This window comes from Pseudomonas migulae, assembly GCF_043225285.1.
In the GTDB taxonomy this organism is placed as follows: Bacteria; Pseudomonadota; Gammaproteobacteria; order Pseudomonadales; family Pseudomonadaceae; genus Aquipseudomonas; species Aquipseudomonas migulae_C.
In genome coordinates this window covers 438,136-458,844 of the sequence record NZ_CP171224.1, presented here as the reverse complement: position 1 = coordinate 458,844, position 20,709 = coordinate 438,136, and the positions used below count along the sequence as shown (strand labels likewise).

General features: G+C 61.5%; 14 protein-coding genes. 11 read left to right on the top strand and 3 right to left on the bottom strand.

The window, feature by feature from the left end; genetic code table 11:
- Positions 1-35 precede the first annotated feature (35 nt).
- The 6 genes from ACF6ZU_RS02185 (at position 36) to ACF6ZU_RS02160 (ending at position 10,506) form a co-directional block, all read left to right on the top strand.
- Positions 36-1,763 (top strand): autotransporter assembly complex family protein, encoded by a 1,728-nt coding sequence (locus tag ACF6ZU_RS02185; protein ID WP_392890299.1) that lies wholly within the window; start codon positions 36-38, stop codon positions 1,761-1,763.
- Positions 1,760-5,428 (top strand): translocation/assembly module TamB domain-containing protein, encoded by a 3,669-nt coding sequence (locus tag ACF6ZU_RS02180; RefSeq protein ID WP_392890298.1) that lies wholly within the window; start codon positions 1,760-1,762, stop codon positions 5,426-5,428. The genes ACF6ZU_RS02185 and ACF6ZU_RS02180 overlap by 4 nt, the downstream gene beginning before the upstream one ends.
- Positions 5,429-5,665: 237 nt before the next feature.
- Positions 5,666-6,139, top strand: a complete 474-nt coding sequence (locus ACF6ZU_RS02175; protein ID WP_392890297.1) for a MarR family winged helix-turn-helix transcriptional regulator — start codon at positions 5,666-5,668, stop codon at positions 6,137-6,139.
- Positions 6,136-7,605, top strand: coding sequence for an efflux transporter outer membrane subunit (locus tag ACF6ZU_RS02170; RefSeq protein WP_392890295.1), 1,470 nt, complete (start codon positions 6,136-6,138; stop codon positions 7,603-7,605). Before ACF6ZU_RS02175 ends, ACF6ZU_RS02170 begins: the two co-directional genes overlap by 4 nt.
- Before the next feature lie 15 nt (positions 7,606-7,620).
- A complete protein-coding gene (locus tag ACF6ZU_RS02165) occupies positions 7,621-8,823 on the top strand; it encodes an efflux RND transporter periplasmic adaptor subunit (protein WP_392890293.1) in 1,203 nt (400 codons plus the stop codon).
- Positions 8,824-8,976: 153 nt separating this feature from the next.
- The gene (locus ACF6ZU_RS02160; protein ID WP_392890292.1) at positions 8,977-10,506 is read left to right on the top strand and encodes a DHA2 family efflux MFS transporter permease subunit; all 1,530 of its coding nucleotides are present in this window, start codon (positions 8,977-8,979) and stop codon (positions 10,504-10,506) included.
- Between the two features lie 121 nt (positions 10,507-10,627).
- Here ACF6ZU_RS02160 and lpxH read toward each other — a convergent pair whose 3' ends face one another.
- Both lpxH and ACF6ZU_RS02150 read right to left on the bottom strand, forming a co-directional pair.
- A complete protein-coding gene (lpxH, locus tag ACF6ZU_RS02155) occupies positions 10,628-11,380 on the bottom strand; it encodes a UDP-2,3-diacylglucosamine diphosphatase (protein WP_392890290.1) in 753 nt (250 codons plus the stop codon).
- Positions 11,377-11,880, bottom strand: a complete 504-nt coding sequence (locus ACF6ZU_RS02150) for a peptidylprolyl isomerase (protein ID WP_392890289.1) — start codon at positions 11,878-11,880, stop codon at positions 11,377-11,379. The genes lpxH and ACF6ZU_RS02150 overlap by 4 nt, the downstream gene beginning before the upstream one ends.
- A gap of 249 nt (positions 11,881-12,129) precedes the next feature.
- Between ACF6ZU_RS02150 and ACF6ZU_RS02145 the strand changes: the two genes are divergently transcribed.
- The gene (locus ACF6ZU_RS02145; RefSeq protein WP_392890288.1) at positions 12,130-13,830 is read left to right on the top strand and encodes a glutamine--tRNA ligase/YqeY domain fusion protein; all 1,701 of its coding nucleotides are present in this window, start codon (positions 12,130-12,132) and stop codon (positions 13,828-13,830) included.
- 17 nt (positions 13,831-13,847) lie between these two features.
- The gene (cysS, locus tag ACF6ZU_RS02140; protein WP_392890286.1) at positions 13,848-15,230 is read left to right on the top strand and encodes a cysteine--tRNA ligase; all 1,383 of its coding nucleotides are present in this window, start codon (positions 13,848-13,850) and stop codon (positions 15,228-15,230) included.
- A gap of 188 nt (positions 15,231-15,418) precedes the next feature.
- Here the strand turns inward: cysS and ACF6ZU_RS02135 are convergent, their stop codons facing one another.
- Entirely contained in the window at positions 15,419-17,260 is a 1,842-nt protein-coding gene (locus tag ACF6ZU_RS02135) for a sigma-54-dependent Fis family transcriptional regulator (protein ID WP_392890285.1), read from the bottom strand.
- A gap of 393 nt (positions 17,261-17,653) precedes the next feature.
- On the opposite strand from ACF6ZU_RS02135, the gene ACF6ZU_RS02130 reads away from it, so the two are divergent.
- The 3 genes from ACF6ZU_RS02130 to ACF6ZU_RS02120 are packed head-to-tail and all read left to right on the top strand — an operon-like array spanning position 17,654 to position 20,708.
- The gene (locus ACF6ZU_RS02130; RefSeq protein WP_392890284.1) at positions 17,654-18,748 is read left to right on the top strand and encodes an ABC transporter ATP-binding protein; all 1,095 of its coding nucleotides are present in this window, start codon (positions 17,654-17,656) and stop codon (positions 18,746-18,748) included.
- Positions 18,748-19,845, top strand: a complete 1,098-nt coding sequence (locus ACF6ZU_RS02125; RefSeq protein WP_392890283.1) for an ABC transporter ATP-binding protein — start codon at positions 18,748-18,750, stop codon at positions 19,843-19,845. Before ACF6ZU_RS02130 ends, ACF6ZU_RS02125 begins: the two co-directional genes overlap by 1 nt.
- On the top strand, positions 19,842-20,708 hold the full coding sequence (locus tag ACF6ZU_RS02120) for a carbohydrate ABC transporter permease (RefSeq protein WP_392890282.1): 867 nt from the start codon (positions 19,842-19,844) through the stop codon (positions 20,706-20,708). Before ACF6ZU_RS02125 ends, ACF6ZU_RS02120 begins: the two co-directional genes overlap by 4 nt.
- Position 20,709 lies beyond the last annotated feature (1 nt).

Sequence of the window (20,709 nt, the reverse complement as noted above, 5' to 3'; positions counted from 1 at the left end):
ATCACGCTCCCAAGCTCGTGATAGCATCCGCGCCTATGAAGTTTCCAGGAAGAATTACCAGCGGCGTGCTTTTGCTGATCACCAGCTGCGCGGCGCTGGCGCAAAGTGAATTGGATGTGCGGATCAAACCGTCCAACGACGAACTGAAGGCCAATATAGAAGGCTATATCGGCAGCCTCGGCGATCGTGACGAAGAAGCCTTGCTGCGCTTCAGTCGTGGCGCCGAGGAACAGGCGCGTAAGGCCGCCCAGGCCTTGGGTTATTACCAGCCGCAAATCGACAGCGACGTGAAGGGCGGCAAGACGCCGCGCCTGGTGCTCAACATCGATCCCGGCGAGCCGATTCGCTTGCGCACGGTCACCGTCCGCATCGAGGGGCCGGCCTCTTCCCTCAAAGCCTTTCGTGTGCCCAAGAGCGACGCGCTGAAAACCGGCGCGGTGCTCAACCATGGTCGCTACGAAGACGCCAAACGCCTGATCCAGAACCAGGCTTCGCGTTATGGCTTCTTCAGTGGTTACTTCTCCAAGCAGCGGCTGGCAGTCGACCCGCGAGCCGGCGTGGCCGATATCGAATTGATCTACAACAGCGGCCCGCGTTATGCCTTGGGCAAAGTCAGTTTCGAAGGCGACTCGCCGTTCGACGAAGACCTGCTGCAACGCATGGTGCCGTTCAAGGCCGGTGACCCCTACGACTCCGAACTGATCGCCGAACTGAACCAGAACCTGCAATCGAGCGGCTACTTCGAAGGCGTGCGGGTCGATGCCGCGCCGACGGCGTCGAAGAACGATGTGATCCCGGTGGACGTCAAACTCGACACCCGCAAGCCGCGGACCATGGGCCTCGGTCTGGGCTATTCCACGGACGTCGGCCCACGGGTCAAAGCCAACTGGACCCGGCACTGGGTCAATCCCCAGGGCCACAGCTATGGCTGGGAAACCGAAATCTCGGCGCCGCGGCAAAACGTCGGGCTGTTCTACGACATTCCCCTCGATCCGCCGCTGACCGACAAACTGCGTTTCGCCGGCGGCTACCAGAGTGAAGAAATCGCCGACAAGGACAGCCTGAGCAAGCTGCTGACCATCGGCCCGGAATGGCACAGCAAGTTGCCTAGCGGCTGGCAGCGGGTGGTGTCGCTGAAATGGCAGCGCGAAGAATATCGGCTCGGCGATGACTCGGGCCTGAGTACGCTGCTGATGCCTGGCGTCAGCTATGCCTACCTGAAAAGCGACAACCGCATCGATCCGCACAACGGCTATCGCCTGCAATTCGAGACCAAAGTGGCCAAGGAAGGACTGGGTTCGGACAACAACCTTGTCTACGGCACGGCGCTGGTGAAAGGCTTGACCACGGTGTTCGACAAGCACCGTTTCCTCGGTCGGGTGCAAGTGGGCGGCAGCGCCACCAACGGCTACAAATCGGTGCCGCCGTCGCTGCGCTTCTTCGCCGGTGGTGATCAGAGCGTGCGCGGCTACGACTACCAGAGCCTGTCCCCGGAAAACTCCGACGGCGACCGCATCGGTGGCCGCTACATGGTGGCCGGCAGCGTCGAGTATCAATATTCCATCGCTGAAAAATGGCGGGTCGCGACCTTTGTCGACCAGGGCAACTCCTTCAACAAACTCGAACTGCCGAATCTCAAGACCGGCGTCGGTATCGGCGTACGCTGGGTGTCACCGGTGGGGCCGATTCGCCTCGACCTGGCGCACGCGCTGGACGACGATGGCGGCATTCGACTGCACTTTTCCATGGGGCCCGAGCTGTGAAGCGTGGTTTGAAAGTAACGCTGCTGGCGATTTTCGCGCTGCTGATGCTGGTGCTGCTGGCCGTGACGTCCGTGTTGGGCACGGCGACCGGCAGTCGCTGGGCGCTCGGCTTCGTGCCGGGTTTGAGCGTCGAGAATTTCCAGGGCCGCCTGGGCGGACAGTGGAGCGCCGATCACCTGGTCTGGCAGCAAGACACCCGCCGGGTCGAGCTGAGCAAGGTGATTTTCGCCTGGTCGCCGTTGTGCCTGACGCGCATGACCCTGTGCATCGAGCAGTTGCAGACCGATCAGGTCAGCCTGCAATTTCCGCCGGGCACCGAGGAGGGCAGCAGCGGACCGATCAGCCTGCCGGACCTGAAACTGCCGTTGGCCATCGAGCTGGGCGACGTGCGGATCGGCAGCCTGCTGTTCAACGGCAGCGAAGAACTCAAGGGCCTGCAATTGGCGGCGCACTGGACCGAGCAGGGTTTGCGCATCGATTCCGTGAGCCTGCAACGGGACGACATCAGCCTGAACCTCTCCGGCCTGCTGCAACCCAGCGGTAACTGGCCGCTTCAGGCCGAAGGCAAACTGACCCTGACCACCCCGGCGCCCTGGACGCTGGCGCTTAAGGTCGATGGCGACCTGCTGAAAACCCTGAACCTCAAGGCCGACAGCAGCGGTTACCTGAACGGGCAACTGACCGGCGAATTGCAGCCGCTGGTGGAAAACCTGCCGGCCAAGGTGCGGATCACCGCGGACGGCTTCAAGCCCGGCGCCGATCTGCCGGACACCCTGCAACTCAATCAGTTTGAACTGACCGGTGACGGTGATCTGAAAAACGGCTACCAGTTGCACGGCACCGCGATTCTGCCGGCAGAACAAGGCCCGGTCGCGCTGTTACTGCAAGGCAAGGTCGACGCCAATGGCGCGCAAATCGCTGGCCTTGACCTGACGGCCAACGACAAGCAAAGCCTCAAACTCACAGGGGCTCTGGACTGGAGCAAGGGCTTCAGCGCCCAGGCAAAAATCGACTGGCTGGATTTCCCCTGGCACCGGCTCTATCCGCTGATCGACGAACCGGAAGTCGCATTGCGCAGCTTCAACGGCGAAGTCTCCTACACCGACGGCAAATACCTGGGCAACTTCAAGGCGGCGCTGGATGGCCCGGCCGGGGCGTTCAGCCTGAGTAGCCCGTTCGCGGGGGACCTGACGAAAATCTACCTGCAACAGATCCTGCTCGAAGCCGGGCAGGGCAAGGCTGAAGGCCACCTGAACCTGCAATTCGCCGATGGCATTGCCTGGGACACGGCATTGGACCTGTCAGCGATCAACCCGGCGTACTGGGTAGCAGAATTGCCCGGTACGCTGGCCGGGCCACTGCGCAGCAAAGGCGAGATGAAGAATGAACAACTCAGCCTGACCGCCGACCTCGACCTGAAAGGCAAACTGCGCGGGCAACCGGCCATTTTGCAAGCGAAAGCCGATGGCGCTGGCGAACAATGGAACCTCAGCGCGCTGCAAATCCGCCTGGGCGACAACAGCATCACCGGCAAGGGCAGCCTGCAACAGAAACTCGCCGGGCAGATCGACCTTAAACTGCCGCGCCTGGCGCAACTGTGGCCGCAACTGCGCGGGCAGCTCAACGGTCGAGTCGATGTCGCCGGCACGCTCAAGGCGCCGCAAGGCAAGCTCGGGATGCAAGGCACGCAACTGGTTTTCCAGGACAATCGCCTGCAAAGCCTGAACCTCGACGCCACCCTCGACAGCGCACAACGGGCGAAAATCGACCTCAAGGGCAGCGGCATCCAGGCGGGCGATACGGCACTGGGCACGCTGACCGCCAGCGGCCAGGGTGATATCAAAAACCAGAAACTGACCCTCGACCTGCAAGGTCCGCAGCTGAAACTGGCGCTCGGTTTCGACGGCGCGCTGGACAAGGGCAACTGGCGCGGGCGCCTGGCCAACGGTGACATTCAGGCCGGTGGTCAGGACTGGAAGCTGCAGGGTCCGGCGAAACTCGAACGGCTGGCCGACGGCAAGATCAACTTCGGTGCCCATTGCTGGATGTCCGGCCCGGCCAGCCTGTGCGGTGAAGACCAGCGCCTGATGCCGGAGCCGAAGCTGCGTTACCACCTCAAGCAATTTCCGATCGACAGTCTGGCGCAGTGGTTGCCGAAAGATTTCGCCTGGAAAGGCCAGCTCAACGCCGATCTGCAACTGGATCTGCCGGCAAGCGGCCCGAACGGCCAGGTCAGCCTCGACGCCAGCGGCGGCACCCTGCGCATCAAGGACAAGGATCAGTGGCTGGACTTCCCGTACCAGACCCTGAAACTCACCAGCAAACTCACGCCCAAACGCATCGACACCGACCTCAGTTTCGTCGGTGGCAAGCTCGGCGAACTGAGTGTGCAGGCGCAGATCAATCCATTGCCAAAGAACAAACCGCTGACCGGTTCGTTCCGGCTCAATGGGCTCGACCTGTCTGTGGCGCGTCCGTTTGTGCCGATGGTTGAGAAGCTCAGTGGGCGGCTGAACGGCAGTGGCACGATTTCTGGTGGGCTGCTGGCGCCGCTGGTGAACGGCAATCTGCTACTCAGCGACGGTGAAGTCTCCGGCCCCGAGTTGCCGATGGACATTGAAGCCTTGCAGTTGCAAGCGGTGATCGCCGGCGAAACCGTGCAACTCAACGGTGGCTGGAAAAGCGGCAAGACCGGGCAGGGCAGCCTGAACGGCAACATCGCCTGGGGGCAGGCGCTGGTGGTGGACCTGGCGCTCAAGGGCACGCAATTGCCGGTGACTGTCGAACCGTACGCCAAGCTCGAAGTGGCGCCTGACCTGAAAATCTCGATGAAGGGTGACGAGCTCGCCATCGCCGGCAAGGTACTGGTACCGCGGGGCGAAATCACCGTGCGCGAATTGCCGCCCTCGACGGTGAAACTCTCCGATGACACGGTGATCATCGGCGCGCAGACCGAGGAGGGCAAACCGCCGTTGGCGATGAAGATGGACATCGACGTGGCGGTTGGCGAAGACAAACTGAGCTTCGCCGGGTTTGGCCTGACCGCCAACCTGCAAGGGCATGTGCACATCGGCGACAACCTCGACACCCGCGGCGAGCTCTGGCTCAACGACGGGCGTTACCGCGCCTACGGCCAGCGGCTGACGGTGCGCCGGGCGCGTTTGCTGTTTGCCGGCCCGATCGACCAGCCGTATCTGGACATCGAGGCGATTCGCCAGACCGACGACGTGATTGCCGGCATTCGCCTGAGCGGCAGCGCCGAGCAGCCGACCACGCAGATTTTCTCCGAACCGGCGATGAGCCAGGAACAGGCCTTGTCCTATCTGGTGCTGGGCCGTCCGCTGAGCACCAACGGTGAGGACAACAACATGCTGGCCCAGGCCGCACTGGGGTTGGGTTTGATGGGCAGTTCCGGGGTCACCGGCAAACTGGCCAGCGATCTGGGGATCCAGGATTTCCAGCTCGACACTCAGGGCAGCGGCAACACCACCAGCGTGGTCGCCAGCGGCAACCTCTCCGAGAAACTCAGCCTGCGGTACGGCCTCGGCGTGTTTGAACCGGCCAACACCATTGCCTTGCGCTACAAGCTGAGCAAAAAGGTGTACCTCGAAGCGGCGGGCGGCGTGGCCAGTTCGCTGGATATTTTCTACAAGCGGGATTTCTAAAACCCCGTTTCCCTCCGAAACCGAGTCGCTGCCATCGCGAGCAGGCTCGCTCCCACAGAGATCACATCAACCCTGTGGGAGCGAGCCTGCTCGCGATGGCGTCGATGTGAGCGCTACAAATTCCTACGCCATTTATCAACTAAATACAAAGCAACCTAACTATTACGTTGACATTGGCTGCCTAGGCAGTAACATCTCGACATACATTCTCTGCCTAGGCAGCTAATTGGTGGTCAGATGAAACATTTCACCCCGGACGAATTCAAGAATTGCCATCTCGGCCTCCTGCTCGGGCGCGCCGCGTTGCTCAAGGACCGGATCATCGATACGCACATGGAACCCCACGGCATCACCGCCGCGCAGTTCAAAGTGCTGATCATCATCGCCCAGTACGGCGTCGACACCCCGGCCGAGCTGTGCCGCCATCTGTCGCTGGACAGTGGCTCGATGACCCGCATGCTCGATCGTCTGGAACAGAAAGGTTTCCTCGCCCGCCAACGCTCCGACGCTGACCGTCGTCAGGTGCAGCTGGTGCTGACTGAGCAAGGCCAGCAACTGGCTGACCGCCTGCCGGTGATCGGTGCCGATGCCATGAACGAACTGGCCGGCGCGATCACCCCGGAAGAGCTGAGCACCCTGGAGCAGATCCTGAAGAAAATATTGGTGGCAGCCGGTGACTCGATCACGCTGCTGCGGGTAGGTGACAAATGAGCAGCAAAACCTTGCGTACCGGCCTGAGCCTGGTGCTGGCGGCGATTACCCTGGCCGGTTGCGCCAGCTACAGCGGCCTGACCACCGAAGGCCAAAGCCTCGATGCGAAGACCCTCAAGGCCGGCCAATCCCTCAGCGGCGTGACCCTTTCGCCGGCGGCCTGGCCGAAAAGCGATTGGTGGAAAAGCCTCGGCGACCCGCAGCTCGACGGCCTGATCCGCGAAGCCTTGCACGACAGCCCCGACATGCAGATCGCCGACGCCCGTGCCCATCAGGCCAGCGCCGCCGCGTATGCCGCCGACGCTGCGCGGATGCCGACCCTCGATGCCAGCGCCGGCGTCAGCCGTTCGCGCCTGGCCCGTGATCAGGACCCGAGAGGCGAGGGCGATGCGTACTCCACCGTGCGTAACATCGGCGCCAGTTTCAATTACAACTTCGACCTCTGGGGCGGCCAGCGTGACGCCTGGGAAGCCGCACTGGGCCAGGCCCGCGCTGCCGAAGTCGATCAGCAGGCGGCGCAACTGACCCTGTCTGCCGACGTCGCCCGCGCCTACAGCGATCTGGGCCAGGCGCACATCGTTCACGACCTGGCGCAGGAAGACCTCAAGCGCACCAAGCAAATGCTCGACCTGAGCCAGCGGCGCCTGAGCTCTGGCATCGACAGCCAGTACCAGTTCCAGCAAACCGAAAGCCTGGAAGCCACGTCCGAAGCCAGCCTGATCGATGCGGAAAAACGCCTGCAAAGCGCGAAAATCGCCCTGGCGGTGTTGCTCGGCAAAGGCCCGGATCGCGGCAACGACATCGCCCGGCCGAAAATCCTGCAGGCCAGCGCCGTCGCGTTGCCGTCGGTGCTGCCCGCCGAATTGCTCGGCCGTCGTCCGGACCTGGTGGCCGCACGCTGGCGGGTCGAGGCGGCGAGCAAGAACATCGACGCTGGCAAGACCCGTTTCTATCCCAACTTGAACCTCAGCGCCGCCGCCGGTGCCGAATCGTTGTTGGGCGACGCGATGTTCGGTTCCGCCAGCCGTTTCTTCAACATCGCGCCGACGATCTCGGTGCCGATTTTCGACGGTGGCCGCTTGCGTGCCGACCTCGATGCCCGCGACGCCGATTACGACCTCGCGGTGGCCCAGTACAACAAAAGCCTGGTGAAAGCGCTGGGCGATGTCAGCGACACGATCAACCAGTTACGCGATATCGGCCGGCAGATCGGTGCGCAGCAACACGCCACCGACATTGCCCAGGATTCTTACAACACCGTGGTCCAGCGGTACGGTTCCGGTATCGGCAACTACCTGGACGTGCTCAGCATCGAGCAGCAATTGCTCCAGGCCCAGCGTCAGCTGGCCAACCTGAATGCCGAGCAGATCGACCTGTCGATCCAACTGATGCAGGCGCTGGGCGGCGGTTTTCAGGGCGACACCCTGACCGCGGCCAACGCAACCCCAGCCACGCAGCACAACTAATTCAAGGTAATGGTCATGGCCACTGCAGAAAACACACAAACCCCCGGCAACCCACAGGACACCGGCAACCCGCGCAAACGCAAGGTCATGCTGGTGATCCTGGCCATCGTGGTCGTCCTCGCCGGCGTCGGCGTCTGGGGTTATCACGAGTTCTACGGGCGCTGGAACGAAAGCACCGATGACGCTTATGTGAACGGCAACGTGGTGGAAATCACCCCGCTGGTCACCGGCACCGTCGTGAGCATCGGCGCCGACGACGGCGATCTGGTCCATGAAGGCCAGGTGCTGGTGAATTTCGACCCGAACGACGCCGAAGTCGGCCTGCAAAGTGCCCAGGCCAACCTGGCCCGCACCGTGCGCCAGGTTCGTGGCTTGTACAGCAACGTCGACGGCATGAAAGCCCAGGTCAACGCGCAACAGGCTGAAGTGCAGAAGGCCCAAGACAACTTCACCCGGCGGAAAAACCTCGCCGCTGGCGGGGCGATTTCCCAGGAAGAACTGTCCCACGCCCGTGACGACCTGACCTCGGCGCAGAACGCCCTGGCCAACGCCAAACAGCAACTGAAAACCACCAGCGCGCTGGTCGATGACACTGTGGTGTCGTCGCACCCGGACGTGATGGCGGCCGCCGCGCAACTGCGCCAGGCGTACCTGAACAATGCCCGCAGCACCTTGATCGCCCCGGTGACCGGTTACGTGGCCAAGCGCTCGGTGCAACTGGGCCAGCGCGTCCAGCCGGGCACGGCGTTGATGGCGGTGATTCCACTGGATCAGCTGTGGATTGACGCCAACTTCAAGGAAACCCAGCTGCGTGACATGCGCATCGGCCAGCCGGTCGACATCCAGGCCGACCTGTACGGCAGCGATGTGAAATTCAGCGGCACCATCGACAGCCTCGGCGCCGGTACCGGCAGCGCGTTCGCCCTGCTGCCCGCGCAGAACGCCACCGGTAACTGGATCAAGATCGTCCAGCGGGTGCCGGTACGGATTCACATCAACGCCGAAGAACTGGCCAAGCATCCGTTGCGTGTCGGCCTGTCGACCCAGGTCGATGTCAACCTGCGCGACCAGAGCGGTCCGGTGCTGGCGCAACAGCCGCCGCAAAAGGCTTCGTTCAGCACCAATGTCTACGACCGTCAGTTGGCCGAAGCCGACGCGATGATCACCCAGTTGATCCACGACAACAGCGCCGCGGCGAGCAAAACCGCACAGCGCTGACACCCGACCACTGTGTGGGAGCGAGCCTGCTCGCGAAGGTGTGTCAGCCACATTGAAGTCGACTGACACACCTTCGCGAGCAGGCTCGCTCCCACAAGGGTCCAGCTGCGTCTGTAAGGGACGCGGCGCCCATCTGGTTTCAAAGGATTCGCGATGAGCAATAACGCGTCTTTCACGCCGCCCAGCCTGCTGCTAAGCACCATCGGCCTGTCGCTGGCGACGTTCATGCAAGTGCTCGACACCACCATCGCCAACGTGGCGTTGCCGACGATTTCCGGCAACCTCGGCGTGAGTTCGGAGCAGGGCACCTGGGTGATCACTTCGTTCGCCGTGAGCAACGCCATCGCACTGCCGCTGACCGGCTGGCTGAGCCGCCGGTTCGGTGAGGTGAAGCTGTTTCTGTGGGCGACCATACTGTTCGTGCTGGCGTCGTTTCTCTGCGGCATTTCCACCTCGATGCCGGAGCTGATCGGCTTTCGCGTGCTGCAAGGCCTGGTCGCGGGACCGTTGTACCCGATGACCCAAACCCTGCTGATTGCTGTCTATCCACCGGCGAGGCGAGGCATGGCCCTGGCGTTGCTGGCGATGGTCACGGTGGTGGCGCCGATTGCCGGGCCGATTCTCGGGGGCTGGATCACCGACAGCTACAGCTGGCCGTGGATCTTCTTCATCAACGTGCCGATCGGGATCTTCGCGGTGATGGTCGTGCGTCAGCAGCTCAAGGCACGTCCGGTGGAAACCAGTCGTCAGCCGATGGACTACGTCGGTTTGATCACGCTGATCATCGGCGTCGGCGCGTTGCAGGTGATCCTCGACAAGGGCAACGACCTCGACTGGTTCGAATCCAACTTCATCCTCATCGGCGCGGCGATTTCAGTGATTGCGCTGGCGGTGTTCGTGATCTGGGAAATGACCGACCAGCACCCGGTGGTCAACCTGCGGCTGTTCGCCTACCGCAACTTCCGCATCGGCACGCTGGTGCTGGTCCTGGGGTATGCCGGGTTCTTCGGGATCAACCTGATCCTGCCGCAATGGCTGCAAACCCAGATGGGTTACACGGCAACGTGGGCCGGCCTGGCGGTGGCACCGATCGGGATCCTGCCGGTGTTGATGTCGCCGTTTGTCGGCAAGTACGCGCACAAGTTCGACCTGCGGCTGTTGGCGGGGCTGGCGTTCCTGGCGATTGGCCTGAGCTGCTTCATGCGTGCCGGGTTCACCAGCGAAGTCGACTTCCAGCACATCGCCCTGGTGCAACTGTTCATGGGCATTGGCGTGGCGCTGTTCTTCATGCCGACCTTGAGCATCCTGATGTCGGACCTGCCGCCAAGCCAGATCGCCGATGGCGCAGGCCTCGCGACGTTCCTGCGGACCCTGGGCGGTAGCTTTGCGGCGTCGTTGACCACCTGGATCTGGATTCGCCGGGCGGATCAGCATCATGCCTACATGAGCGAAAGCATCAGCACCTACGAACCGGCCACCCGCGAGGCGCTGAATGCGCTGGGCGGCGCGAGCAACCCGGCGTATGCGCAGCTGGACCATGTGCTGACCAGTCAGGCGTACATGCTCTCCACCGTGGATTACTTCACGTTGCTGGGGTGGGCGTTCATGGGGTTGATCGTGATTGTCTGGCTGGCGAAGCCGCCGTTCGCGGCAAAAGCCGGACCAGCGGCCTCCGGCCACTAAGCAAAACACAATCCCCACTGTGGGAGCGAGCCTGCTCGCGATGGTGTGTCAGCCACATTGATGTCAACTGACACACCATCGCGAGCAGGCTCGCTCCCACAGTGGGGTTTGTGTTGGGTAGTTAGATTGTGGGTGCTGCGAGTTGTGGCGGCGGGGCGAAGTCGAACGGCGCCAACGCAAACCCGCTTTCATCCACCTGCAACGCCCATCCTTGACGGTCCCAATCCCCCAGCACGATGCGCTTGGCCGCTTGCTCGCCAATCTGCAACTTGTGGATGGCCGGTCGGTGGGTGTGCCCGTGGATCAACGTTTTCACGCCATGGGCCTGCATCACCCGCGGCACTTCTTCCGGCGTGACATCGACGATGTCATTGGCCTTCATCCGCGTTTGCGCTCGACTCTCGCTGCGCAGTTTGCGCGCCAGCTTATGCCGGGTGCTCAACGGCAGATGCCGCAAGATGAACAGGGTAATCGGGTTGCGCAGGTAGCGACGCAGCTTCATGTACGCCACGTCGCGGGTGCAGAGGCTGTCGCCGTGCATCAGCAGCACCGGCTCGCCGTAGAACTGCACGACACTCGGGTCCTTCAGCAGGGTGCAGCCGGCCTGTTTGCAGAAGGCCTGGCCGAGCATGAAGTCGCGATTGCCGTGCATCAGAAAAATCGCCGTGCCGCTGTCGCTGAGTTCGCGCAGGGCCTGGCAGATGGAACGCTGGAAGGGTGTCATGGCATCGTCGCCAATCCACGCCTCGAAAAAGTCGCCGAGGATGTACAACGCACTCGCCGAGCGGGCGCGTCCGGCGAGCAAATCCAGAAACGCCCGGGTAATGTCCGGGCGCTCCTCTTCCAGATGCAAGTCTGAAATCAGCAATATCACTCAATGATCTCGGCTTTCTCGATGATCACGTCGTCTGCTGGTACGTCCTGGTGGCCGGACTTCATAGTGGTGGAAACGCCTTTGATCTTGTCGACAACGTCGGTGCCTTCAACGACTTTGCCGAACACTGCGTAGCCCCAGCCCTGAGTGGTCTTGGCGCTGTGGTTCAGGAAGCTGTTGTCAGCGACGTTGATGAAGAACTGGGCGGAAGCCGAATGCGGCTCCATGGTGCGGGCCATGGCGACGGTGTACTTCTCGTTCGGCAGGCCGTTGTCGGCTTCGTTCTGGATGCTTGGGCGCTTGTCTTTCTTTTCTTTCATGCCTGGCTCGAAACCGCCGCCCTGGATCATGAAGTTACCGATGACGCGGTGGAAAACAGTGTTTTCGTAGTGACCGGCTTTGACGTATTCGATGAAGTTGGCAACGGTCAGCGGTGCCTTTTCAGCGTTCAGTTCCAGGACGATGTCGCCATGGTTGGTGGTCAGTTTGACTTGGGTCATGATCGGTACTCTTTGATGAATTCGTGGGTTTCAGGGCGTTACTGCCCCCAACCGGTCCGGCCGTTGAAGGCCGAGTTGCGCAGTTTAGCGCGACAGGCGCCAATTTCGAGGCTGTTTTTCAATTGCAGCCGATTAAATGCAGCCGTTTTCGGGCCTGCTCTGTCAGCGACTTCACGGCTTCGGCTATGATAGCGGCTTTGTTTTATCAGGCCCGTGTTCCGGCCGCGCACTTGTACGTTCAAGGATCCTATGAGCAAGCCCACTGTCGACCCTACCTCGAATTCCAAGACCGGCCCTGCCGTGCCGGTCAATTTCCTGCGCCCGATCATCCAGGCGGACCTGGACTCGGGTAAGCACACGCAGATCGTCACCCGTTTCCCGCCTGAGCCCAACGGCTACCTGCACATCGGTCACGCCAAGTCGATCTGTGTGAACTTCGGTCTGGCCCAGGAATTTGGCGGCGTCACCCACCTGCGTTTCGACGACACCAACCCGGCCAAGGAAGACCAGGAATACATCGACGCGATCGAAAGCGACGTCAAATGGCTGGGCTTCCAATGGTCCGGCGAAGTGCGCTATGCCTCGCAGTATTTCGACCAGTTGCACGACTGGGCCGTCGAGCTGATCAAGGCCGGCAAGGCCTATGTCGACGACCTGAGCCCTGAACAGGCCAAGGAATATCGCGGCACGCTGACCGAGCCGGGCCGCAACAGCCCGTTCCGTGATCGCAGCGTCGAAGAAAACCTCGACTGGTTCGCCCGCATGCGTGCCGGCGAGTTCCCGGACGGCGCACGTGTGCTGCGGGCCAAGATCGACATGGCCTCGCCGAACATGAACCTGCGCGACCCGATCATGTACCGCATCCGTCACGCGCATCACCACCAGACCGGCGACAAGTGGTGCATCTACCCGAACTATGACTTCACCCACGGTCAGTCGGACGCCATCGAAGGCATCACCCACTCGATCTGCACCCTGGAGTTCGAAAGCCATCGTCCGCTGTACGAGTGGTTCCTCCAGAACCTGCCGGTGCCGGCGAACCCGCGCCAGTACGAATTCAGCCGCCTGAACCTGAACTACACCATCACCAGCAAGCGCAAGCTCAAGCAGCTTGTGGACGAGAAACACGTTCACGGCTGGGACGATCCACGCATGTCGACGCTGTCGGGCTTCCGCCGTCGCGGCTACACTCCGGCGTCGATCCGCAATTTCTGCGACATGGTCGGCACCAACCGTTCCGACGGCGTGGTCGATTTCGGCATGCTCGAGTTCAGCATCCGTCAGGACCTCGACGCGAACGCCCCGCGCGCCATGTGTGTGCTGCGGCCGTTGAAAGTCGTGATCACCAACTACCCGGAAGACAAGGTCGATCACCTCGAACTGCCTCGTCACCCGCAAAAAGAAGAACTCGGCGTGCGCAAGCTGCCGTTCGCCCGTGAAATCTACATCGACCGCGATGACTTCATGGAAGAGCCACCAAAGGGCTACAAGCGCCTGGAGCCGAACGGCGAAGTGCGCCTGCGTGGCAGCTACGTGATCCGTGCCGACGAAGCGATCAAGGACGCCGATGGCAACATAGTCGAACTGCGTTGCTCGTACGATCCGGAAACCCTGGGCAAGAACCCTGAAGGCCGCAAGGTCAAGGGCGTGATTCACTGGGTACCGGCAGCGGCCAGCATCGAGTGCGAAGTGCGTCTGTACGATCGCCTGTTCCGCTCGCCGAACCCTGAAAAGGCCGAAGACAGCGCCAGTTTCCTGGACAACATCAACCCTGACTCCCTGCAAGTACTCACTGGTTGTCGTGCCGAGCCTTCGTTGGGCGATGCACAGCCGGAAGACCGTTTCCAGTTCGAGCGCGAAGGTTACTTCTGCGCGGATATCAAGGACTCGAAACCAGGTGCTCCGGTATTCAACCGTACCGTGACCTTGCGTGATTCGTGGGGCCAGTGATTCAAGGAACCTCTAACGTGCTTTCGATCTACAACACGCTCACCAAGAGCAAAGAAGTATTCAAACCGCTGGATGGCAACAATGTGCGCATGTACGTCTGCGGGATGACCGTGTACGACTACTGCCACATTGGCCACGGCCGCAGCATGGTCGCGTTTGACCTGGTGACCCGCTGGTTGCGGTTCAGCGGTTATAACCTGACGTATGTGCGCAACATCACCGACATTGAAGACAAGATCATCAATCGGGCCAAGGAGAACGGCGAGCCGTTCGACGTGCTGACCGAGCGCATGATCACCGCGATGCACGAGGACGAGGCGCGCCTCAACATCCTCAAGCCGGACATGGAACCGCGGGCCACCGATCACATCGCTGGCATGCAGAGCATGATCCAGACCCTGATCGACAAGGGTTACGCCTACGCTCCGGGCAATGGCGACGTGTACTACCGCGTCGCCAAGTTCATGGGCTACGGCAAGCTGTCGCGCAAGAAGATCGAAGACCTGCGCATCGGCGCGCGCATTGAAGTCGACGAGTCCAAGCAGGACCCGCTGGACTTCGTGCTGTGGAAAGGCGCCAAGCCGGGCGAGCCGAGCTGGTCTTCGCCGTGGGGCGACGGTCGTCCGGGCTGGCACATCGAGTGCTCGGTGATGTCGACCTGCTGCCTGGGCGACACCTTCGACATTCATGGTGGCGGCAGCGACCTCGAGTTCCCGCACCACGAAAACGAAATCGCCCAGAGCGAAGCGGCCACCGGCAAGACCTACGCCAACGCGTGGATGCATTGCGGCATGATTCGCATCAATGGCGAGAAGATGTCCAAGTCCTTGAACAACTTCTTCACCATTCGCGACGTGCTGGAAAAGTACCACCCGGAAGTCGTGCGTTACCTGCTGGTATCGAGCCACTACCGCAGCGCGATCAACTATTCGGAAGACAACCTCAAGGACGCCAAAGGCGCACTCGAGCGTTTCTACCATGCGTTGAAAGGCCTGCCGACCGTCGCGCCTGCTGGCGGCGAAGCGTTCGTCGAGCGTTTCACCCAGGTGATGAACGACGACTTCGGCACGCCGGAAGCCTGCGCGGTGCTGTTCGAGATGGTGCGCGAGATCAACCGTCTGCGCGAGAGCGATCTCGATGCGGCGGCCGGTCTGGCGGCGCGTCTGAAGGAACTCGCCAGTGTGTTGGGCGTGTTGCAGCTTGAGGCCGATGACTTCCTGCAGGCCGGCGCCGAAGGGCGTGTGGATGCGGCTGAGGTTGATGCGCTGATCGCTGCGCGTCTGGCGGCACGTGCCGGCAAGGACTGGGCGGAATCCGACCGTATCCGCGACCAGCTCACCGCCATGGGCGTGGTGCTGGAAGACGGCAAGGGTGGGACTACCTGGCGTCTGGCTGACTGATTGCTGTGTTGGCTACAAACAAAACCCGCCTTGTGCGGGTTTTTGTTTTTTTGGTGGTTTAAGGCTGCGGTGTCTGGACAGGCGCTATCGCCAGCAAGCTGGCTCCTACAGTGTGCGAGTCGTACACAACATTTGCGTACGACGCGAACCTGTAGGAGCCGGCTTGCTGGCGATTGACCGCGCAGCGGTCAGTTCTCTGATTGACGCAACCTTTTGTAGAGGGTATTGCGACTAACCCCAAGCCGCCGCGCCAGATGGGAAATATTGCCCCCAGCCGCCTGCAACTGCCGATTCAAATCCTCCACATCATTCAAATCCACCGCCAACGGCTCATCCACCTCGACCGGTTCCATCTCCAGGTCGACAAAAAAATCATCCGGCAAATGTTCCGGTCGCACCGGTTGTTCCTCGGCCATGGCCAGGGCCACTTGCATCACGCTGCTGACCTGACGCAAATTCCCCGGCCACGGATGGCGGTCGAACAACTCCAACACCTCCCGGCTCAACCCGGCCCACTGCGACGGTTCGCGGTGCTGTTCCCACAGCCGTTTGAACAGCGCCTGTTTGTCGCTGCGTTCACGCAACGGCGGCAACTCCAGGGTCAAGCCGCCAATGCGGTAATAAAGGTCTTCACGGAAGCGGCCGAGTTGTACCTGTTCGCGCAACGAACGGTTGGTCGCCGAGATGATGCGAATGTCCACCGGGAACAGCTCGCTGCTGCCCACCGGCTGCACGCAACGTTCCTGCAACACCCGCAACAGCCGCGCCTGTGTCGGCAACGGCATGTCACCAATTTCGTCGAGAAACAGCGTGCCCTTGTCGGCCTTGCGGATCAGGCCGATGCTGCCTTTCTGATTGGCGCCGGTGAACGCGCCTTTCTCGTAGCCAAACAGCTCGGACTCCACCAGTTCGGCGGGGATCGCCGCGCAGTTGACGGCAATGAACGCCTGTTTGCTGCGGGAACTGGCTTGATGCAGTGCCTTGACGAACACTTCCTTGCCGACCCCAGTTTCGCCGTGGATCAACAGGGGAATATCCTTTTCCAGCAGGCGCTCGGCCTGGCGCACGGCTTTTTCCACGCGGCTGTCGCCGAAGTGCAGGGTATTGAGGCTGATCGCGGCGGGGCCGGGCGTCACCACGGCGGGCTCGGCGAACACTCGGGCCTGAATCGGCGCCTGCTTCGGCCGCCTCAGCAGGCACTGGAAGCGGTTGCGTCCCGAGGCCTGGAGGGAGAAGGGCAGGCCATCCGGCTGATTCAACAGCTCCAGCAACGAGACCTTGAACAGGCTCTCGACACTGACCCGCGACAGGCTGATGCCCAGCAGATTGTCGGCGCGGCGATTGGCCGAGAGCACCTGGCCGGTCTCATCGAAAATCAGCAACCCCGCCCATTGGCTGTCGAGGTTGTTCAACCCGGTGTTGAAGGTCAGTTGAAAGTGTTGGCCATGGAACAGGTTGAGGATCAGCCGGTTTTCCACGGTCTGGCTCATCATCTTGACCATGCCGAGGGTGTGGGACGGCGGCAGGTAGCTGTCGCTGGACACGTCCAGCACCGCGATCACCTTGCGTTCGGCATCGAAAATCGGCGCGGCGGAACCGGTCATGAAGCGGTTGGCCTTGAGGAAGTGTTCGTCGTGCTCGATGTGCACCGCCTGCTCACAGGCCAGTGCGGTGCCGATCGCATTGGTGCCGCTGCAACGCTCCATCCAGCTCGCGCCGGCGCTGAAACCGCGGGTCAGGCTCGGCTCGATGAAGCGTTGAGTGCCCCATGAAGTCAGGACCTGGCCCTGATTGTCGGCGAGCATGATCAGGCAGTTGGAGTTGCTCAGGATGTTTTCGTAGTAGGGCAAGACTTCCTGGTGCGTGGTCTGCACCAGTGAATGCTGGCGCTCCAGCAACTGCGCGATGTCCGCCGCTGGCAGTTGATCGAACGCCGGGGTGCTCTGGTGATCAAGGCCGAACGCGCGGCAACGTGACCAGGAGTCCTGGATGATGGCGTCGTGGGACAAAACGGGGGCAGGTGCGGCCATTACAGTCAGCCTCTGAATAACGCTTTTATTGTTGTTATGGGTGTTCCTCCTGTGGGAGCGAGCCTGCTCGCGATGGCGGTGGATCAGTCGACATCAAATTGACTGACCCACCGCCATCGCGAGCAGGCTCGCTCCCACAGGTACTGCGATTCTGTGCCTTGCGCCTTGCAGGAGCCAGCGTGAACAGTCCGTAGAGTGTTGTTCACTATTGTTCATTGTCAACGGTTCGATTGTTCAATTGTTCAGGTGAAGTTGTTCATTTCTGTTCAGCTACGAAAGCCGGTTTGCCCTGAGCTTGAACATTTCCAAGTCAGATCAACCACTTGCAATTTCTGGCACGAAACTCGCTCTACTGCTCCGGTCGCTTGACTCCAATAATAAAAAGGCCGAGCCATGTCACTCACTCTGGAGCACGTTAGCCGCACCGTCGAGGGTCAGACCTGGATCGACGATGCGTGCCTTAGTTTTGAACCCGGATCCTTCAACGTTTTGCTGGGCCGCACGCTGTCCGGCAAAACCAGTCTCATGCGCCTGATGGCGGGCCTGGACAAGCCCGACAGCGGCCGCATCCTGATGAACGGAGTCGACGTCACCCAGCGCCCGGTGCGTTTGCGCAACGTGTCGATGGTTTATCAGCAATTCATCAATTACCCGACCATGACGGTGTTCGAGAACATCGCCTCGCCGTTGCGCCAGGCCGGTGTGTCCAACGAACTGATCCAGAGCAAAGTGCTGGAAACCGCGAAGATGCTGCGCATCGAGAAGTTTCTCCAGCGCTATCCGCTGGAACTCTCCGGCGGTCAGCAGCAGCGCACGGCGATGGCACGGGCGCTGGTCAAGGACGCCGAACTGATCCTGTTCGACGAGCCGCTGGTCAACCTCGACTACAAGTTGCGCGAAGAACTTCGTCAGGAAATGCGCGAGCTGTTCAAGGCGCGGCACACCATTGCGATCTACGCCACCACCGAACCCAACGAAGCGCTGGCCCTGGGCGGCACCACGACCATTCTTCACGAAGGCCGGGTGATCCAGAGCGGCAAGTCGTCCGAGGTCTATCACCAGCCGCAAACGGTGCTGGCGGCGGAATTGTTCTCCGAACCGCCGATCAACCTGATGCCGGGGCGGATTGCCGGCAACGAAGTCAGCTTCGCCAATTTCGTGCACTTCCCGTTGAACGTGGATTTGCGCCCGGTGGGTGAGGGCGAGTTCCGCTTCGGCGTGCGCCCCAGCCATATCTCGCTGGTGCCGAGCAACGACGATGACCTCGAACTGGCGGTGACCGTCGAGGTCGCCGAGATCAGCGGCTCGGAAACCTTCCTCCACGTGCGCAACGAGCATTTCCTGCTGGTGCTGCATTTGCCCGGGGTTCACGAATACGACGTCGATGCGCCGATTCGCATCTATATCCCGACCCATAAACTGTTTGTGTTCGATGCGCAGGGGCGGCTGGTCCAGGCGCCCGGTCGCCGCATCGCGAGGGTTGCCTGATGGCCGAAATCCGTTTGCAGAACCTCGCCCACAGCTACACCCGCACACCAAGCGGTCCCGAGGATTACGCGATCCGCGAGATGGACCACATCTGGGAGCAGGGCGGCGCCTATGCCTTGCTCGGCCCGTCGGGCTGCGGCAAATCGACTTTGCTCAACATCATTTCCGGGTTGCTCAGCCCGTCCCAGGGCCATGTCCTGTTCGACGGCAAGGCGGTCAACGACCTGACCCCGGAGAAGCGCAACATCGCCCAGGTTTTCCAGTTTCCGGTGGTCTACGACACCATGACGGTGTTCGACAACCTGGCCTTTCCGCTGCGCAACCAGGGCATGGCCGAAGCGAAAATCCACAGCAAGGTGCAGGAAATCGCCGAGGTCCTGGACCTTCAGTCGCTGCTGAGCAAAAAGGCGCGCAACCTCACCGCCGACGAAAAACAGAAAGTCTCGATGGGCCGCGGGCTGGTGCGCGATGACGTATCGGCGATCCTCTTCGATGAACCGCTGACGGTGATTGACCCGCACCTGAAGTGGAAGCTGCGGCGCAAGCTCAAGCAGATCCACGAGCAGTTCAACATCACCATGGTCTACGTCACCCACGATCAGCTGGAGGCCTCGACCTTCGCCGACAAGATCGCGGTGATGTACGGCGGGCAGATCGTGCAGTTCGGTACGCCACGGGAATTGTTCGAACGGCCGAGCCATACCTTCGTCGGTTATTTCATTGGCAGCCCGGGGATGAACCTGATCGACGTGCAGCCGCAACGGGGCGGTGTCGGGTTCGCCTCGACGCATTTGCCATTGTCCGACGCGCAACTGCAACGCATCGCCGAGTCCGAGTGGAAAACCCTGAAGGTCGGGATCCGTCCGGAGTTCGTGCATGTGTGGGACGAGCCGTTTGACGACGCAATGCAGGCCAAGGTCGTACACGTCGAAGACCTCGGCACCTACAAAATCATGACCCTGAACCTCGACGGCGTGCCGTTGAAAGTGCGGTTGGCGGAAGACAAACCGGTGCCGGAGGGTACGGCGTACATCAGTTTTCCGGCGCAGTGGTTGATGGTTTACGCCGACGATTACCTGCTGGAGGTGCTGTCATGAACAAGGTGCAGAACAACAAGGCCTGGTGGCTGGTCCTGCCGGTGTTTTTGCTGGTGGCGTTCAGTGCGGTGATCCCGATGATGACCGTGGTCAACTATTCGGTGCAGGACATCTTCGACCAGTCCAGCCGCTACTTCGTCGGTGCCGACTGGTACAAGCAGGTGTTGCTCGACCCACGGCTGCACGACTCGCTGCTGCGCCAGTTCATCTATTCCGGCTGCGTGTTGCTGATCGAAATCCCGCTGGGCATCGCCATCGCCCTGACCATGCCGACCAAGGGCCGCTGGTCTTCGCTGGTGCTGATTATCCTGGCGATTCCGCTGCTGATTCCGTGGAACGTGGTCGGGACGATCTGGCAGATCTTCGGCCGGGCCGACATTGGCCTGCTCGGTTCGACCCTCAATGCGATGGGCATCAACTATAACTACGCGGCCAACACCATGGACGCCTGGGTCACGGTGCTGGTGATGGACGTGTGGCACTGGACGTCGCTGGTGGCGCTGTTGTGCTTCTCCGGGTTGCGGGCGATTCCGGACGTGTATTACCAGGCGGCGCGGATCGACCGGGCCTCGGCCTGGGCGGTGTTCCGGCACATCCAGTTGCCCAAGCTCAAGAGCGTGTTGCTGATCGCGGTGATGCTGCGCTTCATGGACAGTTTCATGATCTACACCGAGCCGTTCGTGCTCACGGGCGGTGGGCCGGGCAATGCCACGACCTTCCTCAGCCAGACCCTGACGCAAATGGCGATCGGCCAGTTCGACCTCGGCCCGGCGGCGGCTTTCTCGCTGGTGTACTTCCTGATCATCCTGTTGGTGTCCTGGCTGTTCTACACCGCCATGACTCACTCTGACGCCAACCGCTGAG